The 21,890-nt window shown below is 67.9% G+C and carries 19 protein-coding genes and 1 tRNA gene; 7 read left to right on the forward strand and 13 right to left on the reverse strand.

The genetic code is table 11. From position 1 onward, the window contains the following. Nucleotides 1-106 precede the first annotated feature (106 nt). Both rplT and rpmI read right to left on the reverse strand, forming a co-directional pair. Complete coding sequence (gene rplT / locus Q0309_RS07935; RefSeq protein ID WP_299439276.1) at nucleotides 107-463, reverse strand: 50S ribosomal protein L20; 357 nt, start codon at nucleotides 461-463, stop codon at nucleotides 107-109. Between the two features lie 54 nt (nucleotides 464-517). Next, nucleotides 518-721, reverse strand: a complete 204-nt coding sequence (rpmI, locus tag Q0309_RS07940) for a 50S ribosomal protein L35 (RefSeq protein ID WP_299439278.1) — start codon at nucleotides 719-721, stop codon at nucleotides 518-520. Nucleotides 722-1,067: 346 nt separating this feature from the next. Between rpmI and Q0309_RS07945 the strand changes: the two genes are divergently transcribed. Beyond that, nucleotides 1,068-1,871, forward strand: coding sequence for a hypothetical protein (locus Q0309_RS07945; protein ID WP_299439280.1), 804 nt, complete (start codon nucleotides 1,068-1,070; stop codon nucleotides 1,869-1,871). Between the two features lie 66 nt (nucleotides 1,872-1,937). On the opposite strand, the gene Q0309_RS07950 is transcribed toward Q0309_RS07945, so the two are convergent. The 4 genes from Q0309_RS07950 to Q0309_RS07965 all read right to left on the reverse strand — a co-directional run bounded on the left by Q0309_RS07950 (nucleotide 1,938) and on the right by Q0309_RS07965 (nucleotide 8,288). After that, a complete protein-coding gene (locus tag Q0309_RS07950; protein WP_299439282.1) occupies nucleotides 1,938-4,538 on the reverse strand; it encodes a TRAP transporter permease in 2,601 nt (866 codons plus the stop codon). A 134-nt stretch (nucleotides 4,539-4,672) separates the two neighbouring features. Then, nucleotides 4,673-5,650, reverse strand: coding sequence for a TAXI family TRAP transporter solute-binding subunit (locus tag Q0309_RS07955; RefSeq protein ID WP_299439285.1), 978 nt, complete (start codon nucleotides 5,648-5,650; stop codon nucleotides 4,673-4,675). A 275-nt stretch (nucleotides 5,651-5,925) separates the two neighbouring features. Then, nucleotides 5,926-7,308, reverse strand: coding sequence for an aspartate aminotransferase family protein (locus Q0309_RS07960; RefSeq protein WP_299439287.1), 1,383 nt, complete (start codon nucleotides 7,306-7,308; stop codon nucleotides 5,926-5,928). Then, the gene (locus tag Q0309_RS07965) at nucleotides 7,305-8,288 is read right to left on the reverse strand and encodes a MurR/RpiR family transcriptional regulator (protein WP_299439289.1); all 984 of its coding nucleotides are present in this window, start codon (nucleotides 8,286-8,288) and stop codon (nucleotides 7,305-7,307) included. Before Q0309_RS07965 ends, Q0309_RS07960 begins: the two co-directional genes overlap by 4 nt. A 248-nt stretch (nucleotides 8,289-8,536) precedes the next feature. Here Q0309_RS07965 and Q0309_RS07970 point away from each other — a divergent pair, with 248 nt between their 5' ends. Then, complete coding sequence (locus Q0309_RS07970) at nucleotides 8,537-9,052, forward strand: adenine phosphoribosyltransferase (protein WP_299439291.1); 516 nt, start codon at nucleotides 8,537-8,539, stop codon at nucleotides 9,050-9,052. A 36-nt stretch (nucleotides 9,053-9,088) separates the two neighbouring features. Here the strand turns inward: Q0309_RS07970 and Q0309_RS07975 are convergent, their stop codons facing one another. The 3 genes from Q0309_RS07975 to Q0309_RS07985 form a co-directional block, all read right to left on the reverse strand. Continuing rightward, a complete protein-coding gene (locus Q0309_RS07975) occupies nucleotides 9,089-10,825 on the reverse strand; it encodes a SulP family inorganic anion transporter (protein WP_299439293.1) in 1,737 nt (578 codons plus the stop codon). Nucleotides 10,826-10,973: 148 nt separating this feature from the next. Next, the gene (locus Q0309_RS07980) at nucleotides 10,974-11,513 is read right to left on the reverse strand and encodes a YbjN domain-containing protein (RefSeq protein WP_299439296.1); all 540 of its coding nucleotides are present in this window, start codon (nucleotides 11,511-11,513) and stop codon (nucleotides 10,974-10,976) included. A gap of 133 nt (nucleotides 11,514-11,646) precedes the next feature. Beyond that, entirely contained in the window at nucleotides 11,647-13,182 is a 1,536-nt protein-coding gene (locus Q0309_RS07985; protein WP_299439298.1) for a gamma-glutamyltransferase, read from the reverse strand. A gap of 176 nt (nucleotides 13,183-13,358) precedes the next feature. On the opposite strand from Q0309_RS07985, the gene Q0309_RS07990 reads away from it, so the two are divergent. Continuing rightward, nucleotides 13,359-13,643, forward strand: coding sequence for a hypothetical protein (locus Q0309_RS07990; RefSeq protein WP_299439300.1), 285 nt, complete (start codon nucleotides 13,359-13,361; stop codon nucleotides 13,641-13,643). 12 nt (nucleotides 13,644-13,655) lie between these two features. On the opposite strand, the gene Q0309_RS07995 is transcribed toward Q0309_RS07990, so the two are convergent. Together Q0309_RS07995 and Q0309_RS08000 are read right to left on the reverse strand one after the other, a co-directional pair. After that, entirely contained in the window at nucleotides 13,656-14,591 is a 936-nt protein-coding gene (locus Q0309_RS07995; protein WP_299439302.1) for a DMT family transporter, read from the reverse strand. A gap of 3 nt (nucleotides 14,592-14,594) precedes the next feature. Continuing rightward, nucleotides 14,595-15,401, reverse strand: a complete 807-nt coding sequence (locus Q0309_RS08000) for an alpha/beta hydrolase (protein ID WP_299439304.1) — start codon at nucleotides 15,399-15,401, stop codon at nucleotides 14,595-14,597. A 221-nt stretch (nucleotides 15,402-15,622) separates the two neighbouring features. Between Q0309_RS08000 and Q0309_RS08005 the strand changes: the two genes are divergently transcribed. Both Q0309_RS08005 and Q0309_RS08010 read left to right on the forward strand, forming a co-directional pair. Further along, nucleotides 15,623-15,913 carry a coiled coil domain-containing protein gene (locus tag Q0309_RS08005; protein ID WP_299439306.1) on the forward strand — a complete coding sequence of 97 codons (291 nt, stop codon included), beginning with the start codon at nucleotides 15,623-15,625 and terminating at the stop codon, nucleotides 15,911-15,913. Between the two features lie 223 nt (nucleotides 15,914-16,136). Beyond that, nucleotides 16,137-16,484 carry a hypothetical protein gene (locus Q0309_RS08010; protein ID WP_299439308.1) on the forward strand — a complete coding sequence of 116 codons (348 nt, stop codon included), beginning with the start codon at nucleotides 16,137-16,139 and terminating at the stop codon, nucleotides 16,482-16,484. Nucleotides 16,485-16,989: 505 nt separating this feature from the next. Here the strand turns inward: Q0309_RS08010 and Q0309_RS08015 are convergent. Next, a complete protein-coding gene (locus tag Q0309_RS08015; protein ID WP_299439310.1) occupies nucleotides 16,990-19,413 on the reverse strand; it encodes a bifunctional metallophosphatase/5'-nucleotidase in 2,424 nt (807 codons plus the stop codon). A 144-nt stretch (nucleotides 19,414-19,557) separates the two neighbouring features. After that, complete coding sequence (locus Q0309_RS08020) at nucleotides 19,558-20,160, reverse strand: DUF721 domain-containing protein (RefSeq protein ID WP_299439312.1); 603 nt, start codon at nucleotides 20,158-20,160, stop codon at nucleotides 19,558-19,560. Between the two features lie 120 nt (nucleotides 20,161-20,280). On the opposite strand from Q0309_RS08020, the gene mutY reads away from it, so the two are divergent. Together mutY and Q0309_RS08030 are read left to right on the forward strand one after the other, a co-directional pair. Beyond that, nucleotides 20,281-21,420 (forward strand): A/G-specific adenine glycosylase, encoded by a 1,140-nt coding sequence (mutY, locus tag Q0309_RS08025; protein WP_299439435.1) that lies wholly within the window; start codon nucleotides 20,281-20,283, stop codon nucleotides 21,418-21,420. Between the two features lie 369 nt (nucleotides 21,421-21,789). Continuing rightward, nucleotides 21,790-21,876, forward strand: a tRNA-Leu gene (locus tag Q0309_RS08030). The last annotated feature ends 14 nt before the right edge of the window (nucleotides 21,877-21,890 follow it).

The raw sequence follows: 21,890 nt of genomic DNA on the forward strand, positions 1-21,890 counted from the left end.
GGCCCCGGTTTGGACGGCCCGGCCATGCAACACGCGCATGGGACACATGCGAAAAGGGCCGCCTCCGGGATCGGGGACGGCCCTGAACGGGGGTGCGGACGAAGCGTCAGCCGCGCGCCGCCTGGGCCTGCTGGCACAGCGAGGCAAACGCGTCCGGCTCGTGCACGGCCAGGTCGGCCAGGACCTTGCGGTCGAGATCGATGCCGGCCTTCTTCAGGCCGTCGATCAGCACGCTGTAGGTCAGGCCGTGCAGGCGCGCGCCGGCGTTGATGCGCTGGATCCACAGGCTGCGGAAATCGCGCTTCTTCTGGCGGCGGTCGCGATACGCATACTGAAGGCCCTTTTCGACCTTCTCGATGGCGGTGCGGAAATTGTTGGCGTTGCTACCGCGATAACCCTTGGCCAGCTTGAGAATCTTCTTGTGGCGGGCCTTGTTCACGGTGCCGTTGACGGCGCGGGACATGGGAACATTCCTCCTGACGGGTCACGACTTCCAGGGACGCACGCTGGGCGGGGCTCAGCGGCCGTACGGCAGGAAGTTGCGCTTGACGATGGTGGCGTCGGCGTCGCACAGGATGAACGTGCCACGGGCTTGGCGTTTCATCTTCTGCGGCTTGTTGCGCAGCATGTGGCGCTTGTAGGCCACGTTGGCGCGCACCTTGCCGGTACCGGTCAGGCGAAAGCGTTTCTTCGCCGCGCTTTTGGTCTTCATCTTGGGCATTTCATTGTGTCCTGTTGTCGGCCCGTTTGACCCGGATGACGCCGGCCACGGGCGGGGTCGCGTTCGGAACGGTCGGGCATGCCCTGGCGCGCCCCCGGAAGCCCCGGGTCTCGGCACGCCGCGCCACGCCGTCCCTTATGGATGAAAGGCGGCCTTGTACCGCATCGCACCACCCAACGCAAGCCCTTCCGCGCCCGCTGATGATGACCCGGTCCGGGCGCGAAATGGTCAAGAGGACAGGCACACCCCACAACAAATAGTGCGAAACCTCCGAATATTTTAGCGTTCAGATTCTGTCCACAGACAGGTATATCATTCGTTATAGGATGCGTGACCTTTGAGGGTCATGGGGGAGGTGATGATGGGTTTGCACGCGATCTCTCAGGGAGAGCCCTCTCGCCGAGAACATCGGACGCTGACGCCCACCGAATGGCTCGCCGCCTGTTCCATGGCGGCCATCGGCGGCATGTTGCCCACCCTGTCGCGCATTGCCGGCAGCTACGTGACGAACCCGGCCAGCCCGTTGCCGCAACTGGGCCTGCTGGTGGGGCTGGCGATTTTCGCGCTCATCGGCATCGTGTTGTGCATCGCCTTTCGCCAGACGGACCTCAAGCAGGCGTTGATCGTCGGCATTTCAGCCCCCGGGATCGTCACCAATATCGTCGGCGGCATCTCCGACGGCCAGTTGCCCCAGCCGGGAGAGGCCGTGGCAAACGTGTCGGAAGAGGGTATCGAGTTCGAATCATCCCTGATCCCGAACCTCATCCTGACCACGCCGGCGCTGGCCCAGGACACCGGGACACTAAAGACCGGCAGCCGGGAAGCGATCATCCAGTATTCGCAACGTGGGCTGGCCACGAGCGAGGCCGTGAAGGTCTATGCGAAGACGCGCAACCCTCGTGTCACGCCGTACTTGGGAATCCTTGGCCGCGCTTCCACGGTCACCCTGCCCGAGGACACCACCGCGCTTCTGTTCCGGTCGTCAACACTCGACAAGACCGTGGATGTTCCCGATGAGGGGTCCTTCGTCCTCCAAATCTCGACGACATCGCGGGCCACCGCGGGTAAGGATTTCCTGTGGGCACTCGGACAACGCCGATCGGGGTCCATCGTCGAATTGGACGTGGATGTCGTGAAGGCGTGGGATTAGGGGGCGCGGGCAGCCTGAGCCGCCTCCAGGGCAGGCCCTCGCCAGCCCGGCCGCGATCGCTGTCCCCTACGCCGCCCGCGCCTCCAGCCGGCGGCCGCGACGGGTCTGCGTCCACCAGACGAGCCCCAGCAGCGCCAGCGCCGGGATGAAGAACACCTGATCCGGCGGCCGGTTCTCGTTGGGCACCATCACCTGGGTGATCTCCCAATCGAAGTCGAAGCCCAAGCGCTCGGCGGCACTGGCGAAGACGATGTTGTCCACCAGCACCTTGCCATCCTCGTGGCGCAGTTCCAGCCCGGCGTTGAGCAGCCGCTCCTCGCCGGTGCCGGGCGCGCCGAGGGGCAGCATCACCGCCTTGCTGACCTCGTTGCCCTCCAGCGTCACGCCCTCGACGCGGACGCGCAGGCGGGCATTGGGGGGCCGCTCCTCGGCCAGGGCCTCGATGCGGGTCGGCTCCAGCACGGTCAGTTCCGGCTCCACCATGTCCATCCAGAAGCCGGGCCGGAACAGGGTGAAGGCCACCAGCAACAGGGCGATGCTCTCGTACCAGCGCGAGCGGACGGCGAAATACCCTTGCGTCGCGGCGGCGAAGGTCAGCATGGCCACCAGCGCGAAGGCGAACACGAACAGGGCGTGCGCCCAAGATTCCACGCCGATCAACAGCAGTTCCGTGTTGAAGATGAACAGGAACGGCAGGATGGCGGTGCGGATGTCGTAGATGAAGCCCTGGATACCGGTCTTGATCGGGTCGGCCCCCGATATGGCGGCGGCGGCGAAAGCGGCCAGGCCCACCGGCGGCGTGTCGTCCGCCAGGATACCGAAATAGAACACGAACATGTGGGCGGCGATCAGCGGCACGATCAGGCCGTTCTCGGCCCCCAGGGTGACGATGACCGGGGCCATCAGGGTGGAGACGACGATATAGTTCGCCGTGGTCGGCAAGCCCATGCCCAACAGCAGGCTGGTGACGGCGGTCAGCAACAGCATGATCATCAGCGACCCGCCCGACAGGAACTCGATGAATTCCGTCAGCACCTGGCCGATGCCCGTCAGCGTCACGGTGCCGACGATGATGCCGGCGGCCGCCGTGGCCACGCCGATGCCGATCATGTTGCGGGACCCCATGATCATGCCGTTGTACAGGTCGGCGAAGCCTTGCCGCGCGGCGGCGGCGATCCGTTCCGGCCCCTGCCCCCGGAAGAACGCGGCGAGCGGGCGCTGCGTGATGGCGTTGAACATCATCATGACGGCCGCCCAGAAGGCCGACAGGCCGGGCGACAGGCGTTCGATCATCAGGCACCACACCAGAACCACGACGGGCAGCAGGAAATGCAGGCCCGACCGCACGGTCTCGCGCGGCTCTGGTAGCTCGTCGATGTCGGCGGTTTCCGGCAGCGGCGGCACCGTGGTCACGAGCCGCACCAGGACCACGTGCGCGACCAGCAGCACGGTGGCCGCGATCCACGGCGTGGCGTCCCCGGCCACTGGTTTTAGCCAGCCGAAGCCATAGTAGACCGCCGCCGCCAGCCCGGCGACGATCACGAAACTGCCGAGGAACCCGATCGCCGCCTGGTGCCACGGCCGCACGTGTGTGCGGGTCAGGCCCTTCATGCCGGCCTTCAAGGCCTCCAGGTGCACGATGTAGACCAGCGCGATGTAGCTGATCAGGGCCGGCACGATGGCGTGCTTCATCACTTCGATGTAGCTGATGCCGACGTATTCAACCATCAGGAAGGCCGCCGCGCCCATGATCGGCGGCGTGAGCTGGCCGTTGGTGGACGACGCCACTTCGACCGCGCCGGCCTTGGTGCCCGGGAAGCCGACCTTTTTCATCAGCGGGATGGTGAAGGTGCCGGTGGTCACCACGTTGGCGATGGACGACCCCGAGATCAGCCCGGTCATGGCGGAGGACACCACGGCCGCCTTGGCCGGCCCGCCGCGCAGGTGGCCCATGAAGGCGAAGGCGACGCGGATGAAATACATGCCGGCGCCGGCGCGTTCCAGGAACGAGCCGAACAGCACGAACAGGAACACCATGGTGGTGGACACCCCCAGGGCGACACCGAACACGCCCTCGGTGGTGATCCAGTAGTGCGACATGGCCTTTTCGATCGACGCGCCCTTGTGCGCGATCACATCGGGCATGTACGGCCCGCCGAAGGTGTATCCCAGGAACACCAGGGCGACGATCAGCAGGGGCGGACCAAGCGCCCGCCGCGTGGCCTCCAGCAACAGCAGCAGGCCGACAACGCCGACGCCCACGTCCAGCGTGGTGGGCGCGCCGGGTCGATCGGCCAGGGCGTCGTTGAACAGCACCAGATAGGCGGCACAGAACGCACCGACGAGGGCGAAAATCCAATCCGTGATCGGGACATGGCCGCGCGGCGACCATTTGAACGCCGGATAGGCGGTATAGGCCAGGAACAGGGCAAACGCGAGGTGGATCGAGCGCGCCTCGGTGCCGTTGAAGATGCCGAACCCGACGATGAACGGCAGCGGCGAGGCGAACCAAAGCTGAAACACCGCCCAGGCCAGGCACACGACCAGGATGATCCGGCCCGTGAGACCCTTGGGATTGCGGGCGCCGCTCTCGACCTGGGCGACGATGTCCTCGGCGGTGCCAACGTTGCGGGAGCCGTCCCCCGGGGTGCTGCGATCCTGGCTCATGGGTTTTGTGGTCTCCCCCCGCAAGGCCGGCCAAGGTGCGGCCAAGTTGCGGCCGATTCGCGGCCGGGTCCCCACACGACCGGCGGGCCGCCACGGCGGACGGCACCGGCCGGTCGCGGGGTTCGGTGCCGGTCCTACTCGATCAGGCCGGCCTCACGGTAGTACTTCTCGGCGCCCGGATGCAGCGGCGCGGACAGCGAGGCCGTCGCCATCTCTTCCTTTTCCAGGACGGAGAACGCCGGGTGCAGCTTCTTGAAGTCCTCGAAGTTCTCGAACACCGCCTTGACCAGTTCGTACACCACGTCCTCGGACACGTCCGTCGACGTCACGAAGGTCGCGCGCACGCCGAAGGTGGTGGTGTCCTCGTCCGTGCCCGTGTACATGCCGCCCGGGATCGTGGCGTAAGAGTAGTAAGGGTTCTCGTTCACCAGTTTGTCCGTGGCGTCATTCTGGACGTTCACCAGATTGGCCTCGCAGGACGTCGTGGCTTCCTGGATCGAGCCGTTCGGATGGCCGACCGTGTAGACGAAGGCGTCGATGTTGTTGTCGCACAGGGCCTGCGACTGCTCGGCGGCCTTCAGTTCGGTGGCCAGCGAGAAGTTGTCGAAGCTCCAGCCCATTTCCTCCAGCAGCACCTCGATGGTTCCCCGCTGGCCGGACCCCGGGTTGCCGACGTTGACGCGCTTGCCTTCCAGTTCATCGAAGTTGCGCACGCCGGCATCGGCGCGGGCCACGACGGTGAACGGCTCCGGATGCACGGAGAACACGGCGCGCAGGTCCTCGAACGGACCGGCGTCCTCGAACTTCGAGGTGCCGTTGTAGGAATGGTACTGCCAATCGGACTGCACCACGCCGAAGTCCAGTTCGTCGGCGCGGATGGTGTTGAGGTTGTAGACCGAGCCGCCGGTGCTTTCGACCGAGCAGCGGATGCCGTGCTCCGACCGGCCCTTGTTGACCAGACGGCAGATGGCGCCGCCAGTGGGATAGTACACACCGGTCACACCGCCGGTGCCGATGGTGATGAACTGCTGCTCGGCGGCGGACGCGGTGCTGGCGGTCATCAGGCCGGCGGCGAACAGGGCGCCGACGGAGGCGACGGACAGACTCTTCATGGTGCAAATCCTCCTGGTTCCAAATGTGTCATTGACCGGGCGGAGCGATCGAAGGGACCGGTCGCCGCACCGGAATGCGAACCGGCCCGAAGGAGCCGGCACGGTCGGAACGGAACCAATGGTCCTGTTGGTTCCTGATCGCTGCGGGGCCGGAGCCCCCTGTGCCCTTCCGACAAAGGCACAGTCATTCGGTCAGTGTTTCGTGCCCGATCGCGATTGGCAAGGGCACGAAGCACAACCGCAAGGCTTGAGATGTCTCAATCGCCGTGGAGTCTTCACGCGTCACGCCCTTCCGCGCCGGGCCACAACCTTGCCGGAACAGACTCCACCGCGGCGGCCAGCGCCGCACCCAGCGTGTCGACAATCTCGGTGACATGCTCGGGACCGATGATGAACGACGGCGCCAACAAAATGTGGTCGCCGCGCCGTCCGTCAACCGTTCCGCCCATGGGATAGCACATGAGCCCGCGCGCCATGGCCTCGCGCTTGACGCGCGCGTGCAGCCGCGCGGCGGGATCGAATGGGTCCTTGGTCGTGCGATCAGCGACCAGTTCCAGGCCGAGCAGCAGCCCGCGCCCGCGAATGTCCCCCACATGCGGGTGCTGGCCAAAGGCCGCCTCCAGCGCCGCGCGCAGCGCCGTTCCCTGCGCGCGCACGTTCTCCAGAAGGCCGTCCTCGTGCAACCGGAGCTGAACCGCCAGCGCGGCGGCACAGGCCGTGGCGTGGCCCATGTAGGTGTGGCCGTGCTGGAAAAAACCGCTTCCTGCGACAATGGCGTCGTGGAGTCGCGCCGCGCACAGCATGGCGCCGATCGGCTGGTAGCCGGCGCCGAGTCCCTTGGCCGCCAGCAGGATGTCGGGCGACACACCATCCTCGGTGCAGGCGAACAGGTGCCCAGTGCGCCCCATGCCGCACATCACTTCGTCAAGGATCAGCAGCACGCCGTGCCGGTCGCAGATTTCGCGCACGCGTTTCAGATAGCCGGGCACCGCCGGCACCGCGCCGGCCGTCGCGCCCACCACCGGCTCGGCGATGAACGCGGCAACAGTGCGCGGGTCCAGGTCGAGAATCGCCGCCTCCAACTCGTCGGCGACGCGCTGGCCGTAATCCTCCTCGCTCTCGCCCTCGGCGCGGTCGCGGTAGGCATAACAGGGCGCGATATGCCGCGCCGGCATCAGCATGGGCTCGAACGGCTCACGGCGCCACTGGTTGCCGCCCACAGCGAGGGCGCCCAGGGTGTTGCCGTGATAGCTCTGGCGGCGGGCGATGACGCGGTGGCGGTCGGGCTCGCCGATCTCCAGGAAGTACTGGCGCGCCAGTTTCAGCGCCGCCTCGGCCGCCTCCGAACCGCCGGAGACGAAATAGACCTTGTCGAGCCGGTTGTCCGGAATCGTCGCCTCGGCGCGGGCGATCAGATGGTCGGCCAAATCCTCGGCCGCCCGCGACGTGAAAAACGCCGAGTGGGCATAGGCCAGGCTGTCCACCTGCTCCTTGATCGCCGCGCCCACGGCCGGATCGCTGTACCCCAGGCAGGACACCGCCGCGCCCCCACAGGCGTCCAGGTATCGCCGCCCCTGGGCGTCGATCACCCAGGGCCCGTCCCCCGCCACGGCAACCGGATAGTCCGTGTCGGGATGCCGGTGAAAGACATGGCTCATGCGTGTCTCCGTCGCCGTTTGGGTTCACGCCAGTAGGCGGCGGACGCTTCGAGTTCCTGTTCGGTGCGGGTCAGCGATTCGAGGGCATCCTCGCCGCCGTCGACGACCAGCAGCGCCAACAGGGCCTGGATCTGGGCCAGGGCGGGCACCAGCGACTGGAAGTAGCTGGGCGAGGCGGTGTCGACGACGATCGTCTCCCGGGCGCCGTCGGCCAGGGGCGAAACCAGGCTGTCCGTCACGGCCACCACCTCGGCGCCCTTGCCCCGGGCGACCCCGGTCGCCCGCACCGTATCCTCGGTGTAGGGACGAAAGCCGATGGCCAGGACGACATCGCCCTCGCCGGCACGCATCACCTTGTCGAGCATGGTGCCGGCGTGGCCATCCACCAGCACCGCGTTGCCGCACACGAACCCGTAGGCGTAGTGGAAGAAGTACGCCAGGGCGAAGCACGACCGCATTCCCACCACGTAGACCGTCCGCGCATCGCGGATCAGGTCACGCGTGCGCTGCAGGGCCAGGCCGTTGGTCCCGGTCAGGGCCTCGCTCAAGGCGAGCGAATCGGCCCGTGCGAGTTCGTCCAGCAACGGTTCGCACGATCCCCGCGCCGCCGGGGCGCGGGCCTGAAGGGTGCGGGCGCGGGCCACGAACGCCCCCTCGCCCCCGCGCAGCCACATCCGGTAGGGTTCGCGGAACGACTCATAGCCGTCGAATCCCAGGCCCCGGGCCAGCCGCACCATGGTCGACGGCTTGACGCCGGCGTGGTCCGCCAGCCGCCGCATGGAGGTCAGCGCCACCTCTTCCGGATGCGCCAGCACGTACCGGGCGGCCTGCCGCAACTGTGGGCTGAGGGAGGCCTGGGCGTCCTTGATGCGCGCACTGATCTCCGCCAGCGGGCCGGTTTCCGGCACCGGAGGCGGGCCGGTCAGGTCGGCCGTCTGGCTGGCCGGAGCCGTATCGGTCAGGTCGGTCATTCCGGTCATGTCCCCCGTCCGCGAGCGGCGCCGGGCAGCCGGGCGCGTGCCGCGCCTGCCCGTGCCCCGACTGTACGAACGGGATCGCGCCCTGCCAACACCAATGTTTCACTTGTTTCACGCGCGATGGAAGGTCAACCGACCGTTTCCGCACTGCGGCAAAAGGGACCGGGCACGCCCATTTCCCGGCACCGGGCGCTTTTCATGCGCGAGCGGTGCCCTTAGGATGGCCCCGGTTTTTCTGGAGGGGTTAGCCCATGGATCTCAAGGATTACATCCGTTCGATTCCCGATTTCCCGAAGCCGGGGATCCTGTTTTATGACGTGTCCACCCTTTTGGCGCACGCCGACGCTTGGCAGGTGACCATGGGCCGCATGGCCAAGGCCGCGCGGGCGCATCAGCCCGACGTCATCGCCGGCGTTGAATCGCGTGGGTTCCTGGTGGCCGCCCCTCTGGCGCTGAAGCTCGGCTGCGGATTCATCATGGTCCGAAAAAGGGGCAAGCTGCCCGGCGCCACGATCCAGCACACGTATCAACTCGAATACGGCGAGGACACGGTCGAAATCCAGGACGGCGCCATCGAACCGGGACAGCGGGTGATTCTCGTGGACGACCTTCTGGCCACCGGCGGCACCTGCACGGCCTCCATCGAACTGTTGCGCAAGGTCGGCGCCGAGGTGTGCGCCATGGCGTGCATCATCGAACTCGGGTTCCTGAAAGGCCGCGAGCGCGTCGACGTGCCGGTGCACGCGCTGGTCACGTATGACGAGTAGTCTTCCCTTGGCGCGGAACGGCCGGTAACCTGGATGCTAGTCCGGTGGGGGCGAGTCCGACCGTGGCCCTCGGGCACGCTCCACCGCATCATCGATGGACGGGGCGTAGGTCGCCAGCGGTGACCGCACCCCGTGCGTCAGCAACGCCTTCCGCGCGCCGCGAGACGTGCCCGTGAGATAGACCGCGACTCCGTGCCGGTGCGCCTTGCGGACCAGTCCGTTGAGCATGTTGGCCGCCGAAGAGTCGATGAACGGTACATTGGCGAAGTCCAGAACAAGCGCCGTGTGCGCGTCGGCAATCCGGTCCAGAACAGACCCCACGGTCGCAGCGGCACCGAAGAAAAAGGCGCCACTGATGCGATAGACCACCACACCGCGGTCGGTCGCCTCTTGCGGGTGGTAGGGTGTCCGTTCGGCTGGCGATCCGTCCGCACGGTCCTCGCCAACCGGAGGAACATGGGCCTCGATCGAAACGGCGCGCGACATGCGGTGGATGAACAACAGCGCGCCCAACGCGAAGCCGACGATGATGGCTTCCGTCAGATCGCGGAACACTGTCAGCAGGAAGGTCACCAACAGAACCGCCGCGTCCCCCCGGCTGGAACGCAACAGGGTCACGAAGGCGTCTTTTTCCAACATGTTCCAGGCGATGACGGTCAAAACCCCGGCCAGCGCCGCCAAGGGAATATAGGCGGCGAGTGGCGCCGCGATCATGACAAAAGCCAGCAGGACCAGGGCGTGCAGCATCCCGGCGACCGGCCCGTGGGCGCCCGCGCGGATATTGGTGGCGGTGCGGGCAATGGCGCCGGTGACCACCATGCCGCCGAACAGGGCGGTGCCAATGTTGGCTGTGCCCTGGGCCAACAGTTCGCAATTGGACCGGTGCCGTCGTCCGGTCATGCCGTCGGCCACCACTGCCGAAAGCAGGGATTCAATCGATCCCAACAGGGCGAAGGCCAGGGCATTGGGCAAGACCGCCACCACTTTTTCCCACGTCATGGGCGGCAAGGCCGGCATCGGCAGGCCCTGGGGAATCCCACCGAAGTGGTTGCCAATGGTTGCCACCGGCAGGTCCGCCAGTAGCGTGACCAAGGCCGCACCGACAACGGCAAGCAGGAGGCTGGGCCACGCGGGCCGCCAGCGCTTCAGCGCCAGGATGACGGCGATGGTCCCCAACGCCACGGCAACGGCGGACGGCGTCACGGTGGGCAGGCTGTGCCACAGCACCGGGATCTTGTCGAACAGAGGTCCGGGTTCTGGCGCGTTCAGGGACAGGCCCAACAGGTCTTTGATCTGGCTCGCGAAAATGATGACCGCGATGCCGCCGGTGAAGCCGACCGTGACAGGGTATGGAATGAACTGAATATAACTGCCCAGCCGCAAAGCCCCCATCACCAGCAGGATGACGCCTGCCATCATGGTCGCCAGCAGCATTCCGTCGACACCGTGCTGGTGGACCGTGCCCGCCACCAGAACGATGAAGGCCCCCGCCGGGCCGCCGATCTGGAAGCGGCTGCCGCCGATCAGGGAGATGATAAACCCGCCGACGATGGCCGCGTACAAACCCCGGTCAGGAGAGACACCGGACGCGATGGCGATGGCCATCGACAACGGCAGGGCCACGACGGCCACGGTCAGCGCCGCGACGGCGTCGGCGCGCAACTCCCGCAGCCCATACCCTTCCCGCAGCACGGTGACGAGCTTCGGCGTGAACAGGACGGCAAGGTCCCGCGTTGGGTCGGCCTGGACGGGAGTTGACGGCGTCTTGGGCATGAGCCTGCGGGGTCCGGTCTGGATCGGGGAGCGGAGCCGCGTGTGCCGGGCGGGGACGGCCCGAACCACCATCCCCGTTTTCACCGTGGGTCACAGTCAGACCCTGATTCGGATCCGGCTTTTGCTCGTCCGCGACAGAACTCTCAACTCACGGTGCGTCCACCTTAGCGGCGAAGGTGTTCATGCTGCTGAGGTACGTGTTGACGAGAACGCGAAGAGCTTCGCGCCCGATGCCGCCGGTGGCGTTGATGTCCAGTTCCAGGACCGGGTCGTTGTCGTCGTCGAGGAACGCCCGCCCCCAACGCAGGCCCTTGTTGTATTCGTTGATCGTATCCAGGCCGACGCCGCTGCGCGAGCGGTAGTAGCTGTACATGCGGATGTCTTCGCATCCCACAGGCTGGCAATCATGGAAGAACACCGCCAAACGCTCGCCGACCAGCGCCGCCGTACCGTCGGCGACAATCAGCGGATCGCCGACGTCGTCGGTCGTGATTTCGTATCGAACCCCGGCCTCGTCGAGGATCGCGGCCACGTCGGCCGTGGTGATCTTGGTCATCATTTGGCCGGACGATGACGTCGCACCGGCGGTTGACTTCGAGACCGTGCCTTGGGCCATCGCCGGCACCGCGAGGGCGACGGCCAGGGCGACGGCGGTCGCCACGGCGACCGGACGGAAGGTCAGACGCATGGGGAACCTCCTCCTGCTGCTGGTTGGGGACGCCCTGGAACGAACACCGGACTGGACGCGCGTCCTCCAAGAGGATAGCCGACCGCCGCCCGACCCCGCCACCGCGCAAAGGGCGCGGCCGTCCTTCCTTCGGTCAGCGCGCCAGCCGTGCCGCCCCGCCCCGGCGAGGGTCGCCGACCGCCTCGAACGTGCCGTCCGCATGGCGCAGCGCCACATGCACACCGCCGAAGAACATGGAGCGGTCCGGCCAGACGCGATGCTCGGAGCAGGCGGCCGCCAGGGCGGCAACACTCTCCGCGTCCCAACCGGCCTCGATGTCCAGATGGCCGCGTTCCATGTGCAGGCGCGACGCCTCCACCGCCTCGGCTGGCGCGCGCTCGCCGGCCACCAAGCCGCAGATCACCTGCAGCAGGGCCGTACGGATGCGGTTCGACCCGCCCGAGCCCAGAGCCATCACCGTGCCGTCCGGGCGTTCGAGCAGGCTCGGCGCCATCATCGAGGACACCCGCTCATCCGGCCGCCAGCCGAAAAAGCCGTTCGGGTTGAGGTCTTCCTCACCCAGCATGTTGTTGAGCATGAAGCCCAGGCCGGGGACCATGTGCCCGCAGCCCTCGCCGTTCGACACCGTGCAGGCGGCGGCGTTGCCGGCACCGTCCAGGACCGACATGTGGGTCGTGCCGCCCACCTTGCAGGCCCGGTCCTTCAGCGCGGCGCGCCACCGGGCCAGCTCCGGGTCCGCCAGCAGGCGGGCGACCCGCTCCTCGGTGACACCCGATGCGAGGCCGACGGCGTCCCGCGCCTGGCCGGTCAGGTGCATGATATCCGCCAGTCGCACCGGATCGGGCGCCGGCCCGTCCTCGGCCAGGGCCAGCCCGAACGAGATCAGCGCCCCACCCGACGACGGCGGCGGGTTGGTCAGCACCCGCGACCCCCGAAAGCGCCGATCCAGGGGCGCGTGGCGCAGCACGCGGTACGCTCGGATATCCTCCAGGGTGAGCAGGCCCCCCTCGGCGCACAGGGCGGCCATCGCCCGCGCGGCCGGACCGTCGCGGAACAGCCGCTCACCCTCGCGGCCGAGCGCCTCCAGCGTGTCCGCCAGGGCCGGCATGGGCAGCGGCGCGTTCGCCGGGCACGGCCGGGAGTCGTCGCCAACCGCGCCAAACACCGCGCGCGCCCCCGCCGTGTGCGTCAGGATGGGCGCAATGACTCCCATAATATGCGCCTGCAGAGGCGCCAGCGGTGGCCCGCTTCGGGCGAGCCGTATGGCCGGCTCCAGCAGGCGGGCCAGCGGCAGCCGGCCCAGGTCGCGCTGGATGGCGCACAGACCGGGAATCATGCCCGGCACGGCGGCGGCGGCACAGCCGACGTGAAATTCCTGGGTGGTGGCGCCGAAATCGGCGTCCACGGGCACAAAGTCCAACGCCGCCCGGTCGACCGACGCGGCACGACCCGGGGTCTGGGCGAAAAAGTCCAGCACCAGCGGCGATTGTCCCTCGGGGTGCGCCAGCAGGAACCCGCCGCCGCCGGGGGAACTCAGGGCCGGTTCGACCACGAACGACGCGGCCAGCGCCGCCACCACGGCATCAAAGGCGGTGCCCCCGTCCTCCAGGATCTCGACCGCCGCCGCTGCCGTTTCGTCGTGGCCCGCCGCCACCGCCCCCGCTGCCATGGTTCGCCCTGCTCCCCCACCGTCTCCGCCGCCCCTTATGGCGTGGGCGGGCGGATCATGGCAAGTCGGTGACACGCTCTGGGTCGATGAGCGGGCGCGCGAAGCCCACCAGTGCGCCCTGCGTCCCGCCGCGGCGGCCCTTGACCCGTTGTGACCCCCCGGGCGATAACCACCGCATGTTCGGAGTCAGCCTCGGCAAGGTGCTCTTCACGGTCCTCGTGGTGGCCGTGGTGTGGGGCGCCTTCAAGTACTACAGCCGCGCCCTTGGCGGATCGTCGTCGAAGGACCGCCCCAGCCTGCGCCAGCGGGTGGAGAAGGCGGCCCAGGACGCTGTGCGCAAGCGGATGAGCGAGCGCGGCGAGGGGAGCGGCGCTCCACCGGCCGAGGACTTGGTGCGCTGCCCCAACTGCGGCGCCTGGCACGCGCCGGGCGCCCGGTGTGACTGCGGCTACGGCCGCTGAGTGGCGCGTCCCCTATCTCGCCGCCCCGGCTCGCTGGCGCCGTCTCTGCCACAGGAACTCCACCAGCACCGCGCCGCAGATGACGGCGATGGCCGCCATCTGGATGGCGGTGATCGGCTGCGCTAGGATCACCAGCGCCAGCGCCGCCGCGATCACGGGTTTCAGGAAGAACAGGTAGCTCGCCCGCGTGATGTCCGGCGCGTGGGCCAGCCCGCCGATCCACAGATACTGCGTCAGGGTGGTGTTCCACAGCCCGATGGCCAGCAGGCTCCAGGCCTCGCGCGGCGGCCGCTCCGGCAAGGTTGTGGGATCAACCCACACGCCGAACGCCACGCCCACCAGCAGCCACAGCCCAATCCCGCCCAGGAACATGGACAGTGCGGTGGTGCGCAAGGCGCCGTAGCGGCCGATGATCGGCTTCATCAGCACCGAATAGACCGCCACCAGGGCGGCACACCCCAGGGCCATTAGCAGGCCGACCAGCGACTCGCCGGACTCGACCAGTCGGCCCAGGACGCCGTCCGTCAGCAACAGGGCCACGCCCAGCACGGCGGCCGCGCCGGTGAGCCATTTGGCGGCGCTGATGGGCTGGCGGTTGATGACCAGGTTGGCCAGTCCGACCCAGATGGGGATGGTGGTGACCAGGGTGGCCACCTGGATCACCGTGGCGTGGTCCAGCGCCCAATGGAACAGCAGATAGGCGAGACTGACGCCGATCAGGGACAGGGCGAGCAGCCGCCCGCCGGCCTCGCGCAACGGGGTGATCATGTCGCGCGCGCCCGGCACGGCCAGCGCCACCAGCAGCAGGCCGGTGCCGCCCAGCAGATAGCGCCAGCTCGACACCTCCGGTCCAGCCACGCCCGAATAGACGGCGACGAACTCGCTGGAGGCATGGCCCAGCACGCCGATCAGCACGGCCCCGTACGCCACGGCGGGATTGCTCCACATGCCTCAGGCCTCCCCGGCGAAGGCGATCAGGGCGTCGGCCAGCCGTTCGGGATGCTCCTGCGGCAGCAGGTGGCCCGCATCCTCCCAGGTCAGGTGGCGGGCGTCGGGCAGACGCCCGCGCAGCTCCTCCACCACCGGCAGGTCGAGGAACAGCCGGTCCTGCAAGCCGGTGATGGTCAGCACCGGCAGGGTCAGGGACTCGTAGGGCAGGTCCCAGTCCGTGCCGCCGGCGGCCTCCATCAGGCGGACGTGCCCGTGGTCGGGGTCCTGCGGAACATAAGGCGCGCCCGTCAGGAACTTGGCCCGGTTGGCCGCCTGGAAGTCCTGGTTTGTCAGCAGCGGCAGGACCATATCCAGCAGCAGCGGGAAGCCGCCAGTCTTCACCGCCGCCAGCATGGCGTCGTTGATCCAGGCGATGCGCGGGCCGATGCGCCGCAGCGTGTTCAGCAGCACCAGCCGCTCGGCCGGCATCCCCGCCAGCACCGCCCGGGCGGCGTACAGGCCGCCGATCGACAGACCCACCGGCAGCGGCCGGGGCGGCGCCACATGGGTGACCAGCCGGCGCAGGTCCTCGGTGATCAGGGCGGCATCCAGCACCGTGCCGGGCGCGAACGGGCTGTCCTGTTGACCCCTGAAGTTCCAGCACAGCGTGCCCAAGCCGGCTGCCCGGCAGCGCGGCGCCACCACGGCCTGCCAGACGCCGGTGTGCCCGGTCAGCGCGTTGACGAAGACCAGAGTCGGCCGGTCGTGCGCCGGCGGATCGTACTCGAAAGACAGCCCGTCGGACGGACCGAGCTCCAGATACGCCATGGTCGGTGTCTCCCCCGGGGACCGGACGCCGCCCCCGCGCCGCCGGCCGCGTTTCGTTTTCCTGAGACCATACCCACCCGTACAGAAAGGCCAAGCCCCGAAATGTCCGCACCCGTCAGAGGGAACGTCAGCGCGACTGAGTCGTTGATAGGGACGAGAGGGCCATCGGTGGCGAACGGTCGCCGGGGCCGCAGCCGATCACAAGAAAAGGGAGTCAGTCCATGAGTGAGACGGACCGCAAAGCCTATCAGGAAAAGATGGAAGCGCAGCTGAAGGAATGGCGCGCTGAGTACGACAAGGCCCAGGCCAAGGCGGAACAGGCCGGCGCCGACGCCAAGGTCAAGTGGGAAGAGCAGAAGGAAGAGTTGGGCAAGCGCATGGAAGAGACCCGCGCCCACCTCGACAAACTGCGCGACTCGAGCGGTGACGCCTGGGACGACATCAAGACCGGCTTCGAGAAATCCTGGGACGCCATGAGCGACGCCTGGAAGAAGGCCACCGCGCGCTTCTAGAGCAGATCGTGAACAATCTGAATCACCTCGTGTTTCAGATTGTTCACGTGAATCTGCTCTAAATCAAATCGTTAGCGTGGACCAATCCCCCTCCGGGACCGGACAAGCCGCCGCCGTGCCCACGCCGGGCGCGGCGGCGGTGTCATTCTACGTGGTTCTACGCCTCCGGACAGGCAGGACGAGGCTTGCAGTAGCAAGAGTAAGCCCGTACGAAAACTGAGTGATGACCGAAGAAAATGGCCGTCTAACGGTGATCCCGCCCCCATGGCAGGTCTTCCCCAAGATGACCCCCTTGGAGTTCCCGCCGACTCAAGGTGCGGAGGAGGCCTGGACCGACACCGTCTTCCGGCCCTTCTGGCTGGGGCTCGACGCCAACGCCCGATCCCAGTATCTCCACCACTGGGAAGCATCGCCGGAATGGCGTGATGCTCTGGCCTTCGCGTTCGAGGGGCCCTTGACCATGGACCATGCTGCAGATGCAGCCGAGAGCGACAGTCATCTCGATGAATGGCGGCAGTTGCGGTGGTGCAAGCGCGGCTTCTTAAGCAGGCTGCTCGGAGGGCGCGACTGACTTGGCTTTGTGCGATAGGATGGAACGAAGCTTGACGCTGCCTAAAGTTGTAACCGATCGCAGCGTGTCGACTGAAGAGCGGAAGCCGTAGGGCGGATTCGCCCCGCACAGTGGAGCAATCCGCCGGGCTCGGTGGCTCAGCGCGCGGCCCGCCGCTTCGCGGCGCCGATCACCGCCGGACCGAGCCGTTGTTCTCGGCTGACACGGTTCCGAACGGAGGTTCGACCCCGTCCGGCTACGGACGTCGGCGGTCATTTTCAATGAACGTTGGTTCACTAATCGGCGTGTTAGACCGGCCGACATTTGGGGTGACTCGTTCAACCGTCCCCTTTCTTCCCTGTTCCCGAGATCCCTCCGCCCCTTCCGGGGCGTTCGGGATGACATAATATGATATGAAACAACCACATCTGTCATCCCGAACCCAGTAGGGGCGAGGAATCTCGAGCCGCGGTGTGATGGCAGGCCGGCAGGAGCGGTCAATCCCTGCGTCGGCCGGTATTACGCATTACGCCACGTCCGCCACGTCGCTGCTGTAGCGGCCTTCGGACAGGCCATACTGGATCAGGTGGAACAGCGGATTGACCTCGGCGCCGGCGACGTCCGTGTTGTTGCCCAGGTAGGCGCTGGTGTCGAACGTGGCGGAGGGATCGCGGCCCTCCTGCCAGCCGTGGGTGTTGTAGTGGTCGAACGGGTTGACCCCGGCGTCGGCCACGTCGCTGTAGGTGTTCAGGTAATAGTCGGTGTCGAAGAACGCGTTCGGATCACGGCCTTCATGGCGGCCGAACAGATCGTAGTGCTCCGCGCCGCTGCTGAACACGCCGGCCGCCACCGCGGCCGCCACGTCCAAATTGTTGGCGAGGTAGAGGCTCTCGTCGAACAGGGACGTGGCGCTGCCGAACACGGCGTCGTCGCGATCGGCCAGGTTCTGGATCCGGAGATCCTCGCTGGCCGGGGTTTCAGCGCCGGCGAAGCCGTTGCCGTCAGGGTAGTTGGCCATCAGGTATTCGGCCAGGGCGTCCTGCTCGCTGCCGGGGTCGGCGAAGGTGGCGTTGCCGGCGCCGCTCAGCACCTCTTCCAGGTGGACGACGTTGGCGGTCTCCTCGCCCAGGGCCGCGACGTAATCCTGGAACAGGTAGCCATCGCCGTTGTTCTTCTGCAGGAAATCAAGGGTGACGATGCGCACCGTCTCGGTGGGATCGGCGACGAACTGGCCATTCACCACCAGGGTCTCGACCACAGAGCCCTGGCCGTCGACGATGGCGGCGTTGACGATGCGGCTGCCGGCGTCGAGGCTGGTGTCGTAGCTGTAGCGCACGCCGGACACCTGGGCGAACTGGCCGGGCGTGGCGCCGTCGCCCGAGGCAGCGACCGCGTGTTCCAGCATCTCGGCGAGCTGCTCGTAGGTGACGGTCTGCAGCGTCAGGCCGTTGTTGAAGCGCAGGGCGTTGACGATGTCGAGCTGAGAGACATCGCCCACGTCCTTGCCGGCGTCGCTGTTGCCTTGCGGGGCCACCAGGGAGCCGTCCTTCAGCACCTCACCGATCTGGGCGCGGATGCCGCCGCCGTTCTTGATCGAGATCATGACCGAGGAGTCGTGGGACTTCGCCAGGGCCAGGTTGGCATCGGCGGTCAGGTTGCCCAGGTTGGTTTCCTCGGTGCGCACGAACGAGCGGCGGCCTTCCAGGAAAACGTCGGTGGTGCCGGTGATGACGCCGTCCTGCTCGTTGACGATGGCCTCGACGCCGGCCACCAGGTCCTGGACCTGATCGGCGGTGTCGCCCTCGGCGAAGGGATCCGCCTCGCCCCACAGGCTGGTCACGACGTCATCGGTGGTGGCGTAGGCGCCGCTTTCGTCGGCATTGATGCTGTCGGCGTTGACGCGGCCATTGGCGTCGAAGCCGACCACCAGGCGGCCGACGTAGCTGTACTCGCCGTCGGTGCTGACGATCACCGTGGTATCGCCGTCGGCGTTGGTGGTGACGAACGGGTAGGTCTCGGCCGCGACATCGCCACTGCGCAGGGTGTCGGTCGCGTCGGCCTGCAGGGTGTCGGAGCCGCCGGCGATGATGATGTCGACACCGGAGAGAAGGCCCGCCAGTTCCTTCTCCAGCGCGATCTGCTGCAGGTGGGTGGTCAGGATGATCTTGTTGGAGCCGGCGGCGATCATCTCGTCAATGACCGGCTGCAGGATGGCGGCCAGCGCGGCCATGTCGTTGCCACCGGCGGCGACCGACACGTCGCCGGGCGAGGAGATGGTGGAGAGCAGCGGCGTCGTCGCGCCCACCACGCCGATCAGCTCGCCGTCCACGGTGAACAGGGCACCCGGGGCGATGCGCGGCGATTCGGTGCCGGCGGCGCTTTCGGTCGGGCCGCCGCTGACGTAGCTGCTCATGTCGAGCACGCTGGTCGAGGCGGTCCCGGACAGCGAACCGTCGCCGGAGAAGTCCAGGTTGGCCGACAGGTAGGGGAAGGTCGTGCCCAGCCACTCGTCGTCCGTCAGCCCCTCGTCGCCCAGGGACGGACGGATGTAGTCGGCCATGGTGCCGGTGCCCAGGTCGAACTCGTGGTTGCCCAGCGCCGAGGCGTCGAAGCCGATGGCGTTCATGATCGCCATGTCGATGCGACCGCGCGCACCCTCAAGGGCCGCGTACATCTCGTCGGACGTCAGGCCGAACAGCGTGTTGGCCGCGTCGTTGAACACGGCGTCATCGGTGAACAGGGCGGCGTTGAAAAACGGCCCCGGGATGACGTTGTCGCCGGCCGAGATGGTGAGCGTGTTGCCCATCGCGCTCTTGAAGTAGTCGACGATGGCGGCGAAGTTGGCCGCGCGGTCGATGGCGTCGACGCCGCCTTCCAGGTCGGAGGCGTGCAGCAGTTGCAGCGTGAAGGCGTCGCCGTCGGCCTGGGCCGGGCTGTAAACGTCTGACATCTGGAGGGTCTCCCACCGTGAAAAGTTGTTGCCGGCGGGGGACGGTATCAGGGCTGTGTTTCAGGACGGTGAGAGGTTCATGAAGGTTGTGAGACCTTTTGAGGAAATTGTCGCGCGCAGGGATTGATGTGTGGGCGAGATGTTCTAGTTCGGGGAGCGCGTCCGCAGCATCGCCCGGCCCAGGCGGTCCAGCGCCGCCCGCAGGTCGTCGTCGGCGACCGAGGCCAGTCGGGTTTCCAGCGCCTGCACGGCGTGAGCCGGCGGCGGCGCCGGCGGTAGCGCGCGCACGGCGCGGCCGGCCCGGCGCGCCGCCGCGCCCGCCAGCGGCCCCTGCGCCACCTTGAGGGACTCGACGGCGCGGAAGCCCAGGTGCGTGTTGATCCGCTCGCACAGCAGCGGGGCGCGGTGCACGAGTTCGGTGGCGAAGGCCCCGGCGGCGGCCTTGACGTGCAGGGTCCCGCCCCCCTGGGCCGCCTGACCTTTACCGCGCGGCATCACCAGACGCACCGGCACGCAATGGCGCGCCAGGGCGGGGCCGACGATGGCCTCCCAGTGCGCCAGCAGCGGCGCCAGCGCGATCCCCCGCCGCCCCAACATGCGCCGCGTGGCGGGCTCGACCAACTGGCCGAGCGGCCGCGAGCGCCGGCTGCGGCTGGTCAGGTCGCGCACCGGCAGGCGCTCGCCCTCCTCGGTGACCAGGCGCCGCAGCCAGGCGGGCGGCACGGCGGGGGTGTTGGGATCGGTCATGCCTGTTGCCTTGCCGGTGTTGTTGATCACACATGGTTCTGGACCGGCCGGCGTCGGTCAAGCCAGGTTTGTCGTCCCAAGGAGAGTCCGCGCATGGCGCGCCGCGCCGCTTCCGCCCCCATGCCTGATCTCGACCGGCCCGACCCCGCCGCCGCCGCCGACCTCGGCGCGCGCCTGCTGGCCTGGTACGACCGCGAGCGGCGCGACCTGCCGTGGCGGCCCCGGCCGGGCGAGACGCCCGACCCCTACGCCGTGTGGCTGTCGGAGATCATGCTGCAACAGACCACGGTGGCGGCGGTCAAGCCGTACTACGCGCGGTTTCTGGCGCGCTGGCCGACGGTGCGCGCGCTGGCGAAGGCCGACGATGCGGCGGTGATGACCGAATGGGCCGGCCTGGGCTATTACGCCCGCGCCCGCAACCTGTTGAAGTGCGCCCGTGTGGTCGCCGACGAGCACGGCGGGGAGTTTCCCACAACGGAAGAGGGCCTGCGCGCCCTGCCTGGGGTCGGCGCCTACACCGCCGCCGCCATCGCCGTCATCTGCTTCGGGCGACGGGCGGTGGTGGTGGACGGCAACGTCGAGCGTGTCATGGCGCGCCTGTTCGCGGTCGAGGAGCCGTTGCCCGGCGCCAAGCCCACGCTGCGCGCGCTGGCCGACGCCCTGACCCCGGCCGAACGCTGCGGCGACCATGCCCAGGCGGTCATGGACCTGGGCGCGACGTTGTGTACGCCCCGTTCCCCGGCGTGCGGGCTGTGTCCGTGGCGACCGGACTGCCGCGGGCTGCGTGGGGGTGTGGCCGAGACCCTGCCGCGCAAGGGCGCCAAGGCCGAACGGCCGACGCGGCGCGCGGTGATGTTCTGGATCCAGCGCAAGGACGGCGCCCTGCTGCTGCGCCAGCGCCCGGCCAAGGGCCTGCTGGGCGGCATGATGGAACTGCCGTCGTCGCCGTGGGAGGCGGCGCCGATGCCCGACCCGGGCGAGGCGGTGGCGACGACGGCGCCCCTGCCCTTCGTCGATTGGCACGTGGTGCCGGGGCTGGTGGCGCACACCTTCACCCACTTCCACCTGGAGCTATCGGTGGTCATGGCCCGGGTGGGCGCCAACCCGCGGGCGCGCGGTGTCTGGGTGCCGCTGGACAAGCTGGACGACCACGCCCTGCCCACGGTGATGCGCAAGGTGATCCGCCATGCGTTGACCCGGGGTTTCCGGAATGGGGACGACGACCGAGTGCGGCGACGCCCTCAAGGGTTTCGCCCTTGAGGGCAAACGTCGCACAACATTATGAATCTAGTGCATTTTCGATCCTGAGTGTCTGTCCGGAAAGCCCTTATGGGTACCACGGACGGTGCTCGTTCTGGGGACCGGCACCCCACATATTGTGGTCTTCGAGACTTTCCGGACGGGCTCTGACAAATGATGCTCATTGCATATTTTTGTCTGGTTCAATGCACTCGGGGACACATTGCGCGCCTGCACCCTTGATTCGGAGCCCTGCCCGACGCCCGGCGGATGGTGTCGAGACACTGCTTCGGGCGGCGGGCATCGGCGACCGCCGGCGAATTCTTCGTTGACAGGCGCCGGGCGGGTGGGTAGAAACCCGGCCTCCGGCGCCCAAATGCCCGTGCCCCTGCCCAGGTGGCGGAATTGGTAGACGCGCAGGTTTCAGGTACCTGTGGCCGCAAGGCCGTGGAAGTTCGAGTCTTCTCCTGGGCACCATACTCTGGGGCACC

It is taken from the genome of uncultured Rhodospira sp. (assembly GCF_937138205.1).
In the GTDB taxonomy this organism is placed as follows: domain Bacteria; phylum Pseudomonadota; class Alphaproteobacteria; order Rhodospirillales; family Rhodospirillaceae; genus Rhodospira.

What these genes read in the sequence shown, in the direction of transcription:
- Q0309_RS08010 (WP_299439308.1), top strand. Translation starts at nt 16,137, where the DNA reads ATGACCGAAGAAAATGGCCGTCTAACGGTGATCCCGCCCCCATGGCAG.
- mutY (WP_299439435.1), top strand. Translation starts at nt 20,281, where the DNA reads ATGCCTGATCTCGACCGGCCCGACCCCGCCGCCGCCGCCGACCTCGGC.
- Q0309_RS07965 (WP_299439289.1), bottom strand. Translation starts at nt 8,288, where the DNA reads ATGACCGGAATGACCGACCTGACCGATACGGCTCCGGCCAGCCAGACG.
- Q0309_RS08005 (WP_299439306.1), top strand. Translation starts at nt 15,623, where the DNA reads ATGAGTGAGACGGACCGCAAAGCCTATCAGGAAAAGATGGAAGCGCAG.
- Q0309_RS07975 (WP_299439293.1), bottom strand. Translation starts at nt 10,825, where the DNA reads ATGCCCAAGACGCCGTCAACTCCCGTCCAGGCCGACCCAACGCGGGAC.
- Q0309_RS08020 (WP_299439312.1), bottom strand. Translation starts at nt 20,160, where the DNA reads ATGACCGATCCCAACACCCCCGCCGTGCCGCCCGCCTGGCTGCGGCGC.
- Q0309_RS08015 (WP_299439310.1), bottom strand. Translation starts at nt 19,413, where the DNA reads ATGTCAGACGTTTACAGCCCGGCCCAGGCCGACGGCGACGCCTTCACG.
- Q0309_RS07970 (WP_299439291.1), top strand. Translation starts at nt 8,537, where the DNA reads ATGGATCTCAAGGATTACATCCGTTCGATTCCCGATTTCCCGAAGCCG.
- Q0309_RS07960 (WP_299439287.1), bottom strand. Translation starts at nt 7,308, where the DNA reads ATGAGCCATGTCTTTCACCGGCATCCCGACACGGACTATCCGGTTGCC.
- Q0309_RS07990 (WP_299439300.1), top strand. Translation starts at nt 13,359, where the DNA reads ATGTTCGGAGTCAGCCTCGGCAAGGTGCTCTTCACGGTCCTCGTGGTG.
- Q0309_RS08000 (WP_299439304.1), bottom strand. Translation starts at nt 15,401, where the DNA reads ATGGCGTATCTGGAGCTCGGTCCGTCCGACGGGCTGTCTTTCGAGTAC.
- Q0309_RS07985 (WP_299439298.1), bottom strand. Translation starts at nt 13,182, where the DNA reads ATGGCAGCGGGGGCGGTGGCGGCGGGCCACGACGAAACGGCAGCGGCG.
- Q0309_RS07980 (WP_299439296.1), bottom strand. Translation starts at nt 11,513, where the DNA reads ATGCGTCTGACCTTCCGTCCGGTCGCCGTGGCGACCGCCGTCGCCCTG.
- Q0309_RS07950 (WP_299439282.1), bottom strand. Translation starts at nt 4,538, where the DNA reads ATGAGCCAGGATCGCAGCACCCCGGGGGACGGCTCCCGCAACGTTGGC.
- Q0309_RS07955 (WP_299439285.1), bottom strand. Translation starts at nt 5,650, where the DNA reads ATGAAGAGTCTGTCCGTCGCCTCCGTCGGCGCCCTGTTCGCCGCCGGC.
- Q0309_RS07945 (WP_299439280.1), top strand. Translation starts at nt 1,068, where the DNA reads ATGGGGGAGGTGATGATGGGTTTGCACGCGATCTCTCAGGGAGAGCCC.
- Q0309_RS07995 (WP_299439302.1), bottom strand. Translation starts at nt 14,591, where the DNA reads ATGTGGAGCAATCCCGCCGTGGCGTACGGGGCCGTGCTGATCGGCGTG.
- rpmI (WP_299439278.1), bottom strand. Translation starts at nt 721, where the DNA reads ATGCCCAAGATGAAGACCAAAAGCGCGGCGAAGAAACGCTTTCGCCTG.
- rplT (WP_299439276.1), bottom strand. Translation starts at nt 463, where the DNA reads ATGTCCCGCGCCGTCAACGGCACCGTGAACAAGGCCCGCCACAAGAAG.